2 protein-coding genes are annotated in these 3310 nt (G+C 50.0%); both read left to right on the top strand.

All coding sequences use genetic code 11. The features are described 5' to 3' along the window. Positions 1–597: 597 nt before the first annotated feature. Positions 598–2631 (top strand): excinuclease ABC subunit UvrB, encoded by a 2034-nt coding sequence (uvrB, locus tag IR141_RS12245; RefSeq protein WP_135037695.1) that lies wholly within the window; start codon positions 598–600, stop codon positions 2629–2631. A gap of 48 nt (positions 2632–2679) precedes the next feature. Next, positions 2680–3207, top strand: a complete 528-nt coding sequence (locus IR141_RS12240; RefSeq protein ID WP_135037693.1) for a hypothetical protein — start codon at positions 2680–2682, stop codon at positions 3205–3207. Positions 3208–3310 lie beyond the last annotated feature (103 nt).

Here is a 3310-nt window from a genome sequence, read left to right as displayed (position 1 = left end):
AAACCCGGCATACCCGGATATTCTTCAGCCTGAAATCCAAACCCCAATTCAAGAAAATCCCATCATTTGATTAATCAAACAGGCCGTCTGAAAAACGTTCAGACGGCCTTTGGAGCTTTGTTATGGATAGAGAAAAAGTCGAAGGCTATGTTTTCATTTTGCTATTTATTTTTTCTATTTACTCCGGCGACCGGCAATTTTTGTAATTGTGTAGCAGGGTGGTCATTCGTTTCGGGTGTCTGCCGGCATAGATTCGACATTCTGGCCTGAAAGGGCGGGTATGAGTTTGTACAACTTTCAAATAATGCCGGCCCGAGGCTCGGCATTATTGCGCAGGCCGTCTGCAACCGGTATGGTCGTCCGCTTTGAAATATCCGCGGCATCGGCCGGGCTTGCCTTATGCTTTGATGTAATGCCTGCGGCCTGCCGGGATGCGCCTTTCTGTCACCAAAAACCTGATGACGCACAACGATGTGGTGATTGTTGCCACCGTGTCGGCAATATACGGTATTTGATAGGTTTTCCGTAAAACGGCTTTCAGACGGCCTTTGTTATAATATCTGTTTGGTTTTGTGAAGCTTAAAAGGCCGTCTGAAAATGTCTGAACCGCAAATCATTCAATATGCCGATTCCCCTTTCAAACTGCACCAGCCTTTCCCGCCTGCCGGTGATCAGCCCGCCGCGATTGCCGGCCTGCTCGAAGGGCTTTCAGACGGCCTTTCCTATCAAACCCTGCTCGGCGTAACCGGCTCGGGTAAAACCTATACCATGGCCAACGTGATTGCGAAAAGTGGCCGCCCCGCCATCATCATGGCGCACAACAAAACGCTGGCGGCGCAGCTTTATGCCGAGATGCGTGAGTTTTTTCCCGAAAATGCGGTGGAATATTTCGTGTCTTACTACGATTATTACCAACCCGAGGCCTATGTTCCATCGCGCGATTTGTTTATTGAAAAAGACTCTGCGATTAATGAACACATCGAGCAGATGCGCCTTTCTGCCACCAAAAACCTGATGACGCGCAACGATGTGGTGATTGTTGCCACCGTGTCGGCGATATACGGTATCGGCGATCCTACCGAATACCAGCAAATGGTGCTGTCGGTGAAAGAGGGCGGCAGCATCAGCCGGCACGACATCATTTCCACCCTGGTTTCCATGCAATACGAGCGCGGTGAAACAGATTTCAAGCGCGGCTCGTTCCGAGTGCGCGGCGATGTGATTGATGTTTACCCCGCCGAAAGCTCCGACAATGCGCTCAGAATCAGCCTGTTTGACGATGAAATCGACCGCTTGGATTTGTTTGACCCGCTCACCGGCAGCCAGGTGCAGCGGGTAGGGCGTTATACGGTGTTTCCCGGCAGCCACTACGTTACCCCGCGCGAAACCGTGTTGCGCGCCTGCGAATCCATTAAAGAAGAATTGCGCGAACGCACCGCTTTCTTCACCCGGGAAAACCGCCCCGTGGAAACCCAGCGCATCGAGCAGCGCACCCGCTTCGATTTGGAAATGCTCTATGAAATGGGCTTTTGCAAAGGCATCGAAAACTATTCGCGCCACTTTTCCGGCAAAAAAGAGGGCGAGCCGCCGCCCACGCTGATGGATTACCTGCCCCCGAACACTATTCTGTTTATTGATGAGAGCCACGTTACCATCGGCCAAATCGGCGGAATGTATAAAGGCGATGCCAGCCGCAAACAGAATTTGGTCGATTACGGCTTCCGCCTGCCTTCTGCGCGCGACAACCGCCCGCTGAAATTTCACGAATTTGAAAAAATCATGCCGCAAACCATCTTTGTTTCCGCCACTCCCGCCAAATACGAAGAAGAGCACGCCGGCCGGGTGGTCGAACAAGTGGTGCGCCCCACCGGCCTGGTTGATCCGCAAATCATCATCCGTCCCGTTGCCACCCAGGTAGACGATCTGCTCAGCGAAATCAACGAGCGCACCGGCAAAGGCGAGCGCGTGTTGGTCACTACGCTCACCAAACGCATGGCCGAGCAGCTCACCGATTATTACGGCGAGCTGGGCATCAAAGTGCGCTACCTGCACAGCGACATCGACACCGTTGAGCGCGTTGAAATCATCCGCGATTTGCGCTTGGGGCTGTTTGACGTTTTGGTCGGCATCAACCTGCTGCGCGAGGGTTTGGACATTCCCGAAGTGTCGCTGGTGGCAATACTCGATGCCGACAAAGAAGGCTTCCTGCGCAGCCATCGCAGCCTGATTCAAACCATAGGCCGCGCCGCCCGCAATGTAAACGGCGTTGCCATACTCTACGCCGACAAAATCACCGACTCGATGAAAGCCGCCATCGAAGAAACCGAACGCCGCCGCGAAAAACAGATGAAATTCAACGCAGAACACGGCATTGTGCCGCAGCAGATCAATAAAAAAGTGAAAGACATCATCGATGGTGTGTACCACGATGATGCAGGCAGCGGCAGAGGCCGTCTGAAAGGCAAAGTGAAAGTGGGTGAAATCCACACCGAAGAAGACGCGGTTAAAGAAATCACCCGTTTGGAAAAACAGATGCAGCAGGCCGCGAGGGATTTGCAGTTTGAAGAAGCGGCGGTGTTGAGGGATAAGATTCGGGGGATTAAAGAAGGGCTGTTGTTTGGAGCGGAGTAGGGTTTGAAGTAGGGTTTATTGATATTCAATTAATAAGAGAGTTGGAAAATGGATGTTTGGAGGACATTATCAGATGGCAGAAGGGTTTTGATATCAAACTCTCGGAAGGAACTGATTGATAAACCTGAAAGGGTCGTGTCCGGTTTTAGTAGAGCAGTTTGTGGTGGTGCACCCAAAAGGGATAAAAGACAATTCTTTATTTTAATAGAACAAAAATCTTCGGCAGGAGAAGCAAAGTGCCCTATTTGCGGGAAAAAGACATATTTTATAAGGGCAACAAACGGAGGGAGCTTTTGGTGTGATGTTTTAGGTATCCCCTGGACACCGCATCCTTGTATGAAATATGAAAAATACTCAACAGAAGTTAAAAGGTTGGAAAGCAACAATTTAGAGCTGATTGGTGCGGTATTTAAAGTTATTACACCTGATCGATGGGAAAAGCCTAATTTGGTTTATGTAAAAACATTGAATGGAAGCCTTAAGATTGTTAAAACAGAATACTCTGGCGTAAAAGGTTTATTGGGTATGATTTGCGGAGTTATGGATACTGGTATGTCAATTCCATTCCAAAACTGAGCCACAGTTGTGGTCTAAAATTGAGCCACCCTATGAGCGGTGTTTCATCCGGTAAGAATCATTGCCCGTCTCAAAAATATCGCAGCAATAAGTCAGGCGGTCC

This window comes from Neisseria sp. 19428wB4_WF04 (assembly GCF_015235335.1).
GTDB lineage: Bacteria > Pseudomonadota > Gammaproteobacteria > Burkholderiales > Neisseriaceae > Neisseria > Neisseria musculi.
This window is presented reverse-complemented; position numbering and strand designations above follow the sequence as displayed.

Excerpts from the sequence above, each read along its gene's own strand:
- uvrB (WP_135037695.1), top strand. The coding sequence starts at position 598 with ATGTCTGAACCGCAAATCATTCAATATGCCGATTCCCCTTTCAAACTG.
- IR141_RS12240 (WP_135037693.1), top strand. The coding sequence starts at position 2,680 with ATGGATGTTTGGAGGACATTATCAGATGGCAGAAGGGTTTTGATATCA.